Annotated in this window: 1 protein-coding gene; it reads right to left on the reverse strand. The window is 51.7% G+C overall.

The window, feature by feature from the left end:
• Window positions 1-574, reverse strand: a 574-nt coding sequence (locus tag IE142_RS35625) for an ABC transporter permease family protein (RefSeq protein ID WP_268253004.1), incomplete at both ends; no start/stop codon positions are given.

The raw sequence follows: 574 nt of genomic DNA on the forward strand, positions 1-574 counted from the left end.
CTGAGAACTATCACAGCAGAAATGGTCACGCCGATCAAAGCGCTGCGCATCATGGAACGCACACCTCGGGCGGCATTCAGCATGCTCGACGTATATTGGTCATTGCGCGTGATCTGGTAGTTGTTCCAATCCACTGGAAGCTTCTTCGCCGCTTCCATGGTTTTCTCCACGTCGACACCCTTGTCCAGAACGAAAGTGGCATCCTGGTATATTTCTTTGCCGGCCTTGTACTGGTACAGAGTACTTTTGGTGTCCAAATCGGTGTACACGGTGTTGGAGGTGAGTTCCGCGCGGCTGGCTACCTTCCTGTCGCTGTCTCCTTTGAATATTCCAACGATGGTGGTTTTGACAGTTGCCGTCGAATGCGACTCATTGTCGGCATCATATGGATTGGCCTTGAGCGTGAGGGTATCGCCGACTTTAAGCCCATTGGTTTTGGCGAGATCCTCATGGACCATCGACATATGCTTATCGGACGCCTTTAGATGACGTCCTTCGACCATGCCGAGCGTGTGGGACGTGAACACATTGAGTTTTGACGAATCGTTTGTGCCTATGACGTTGGCCGTATTGC

Source organism: Streptomyces mutabilis, assembly GCF_014649815.1.
Lineage (GTDB): Bacteria > Actinomycetota > Actinomycetes > Streptomycetales > Streptomycetaceae > Streptomyces > Streptomyces mutabilis.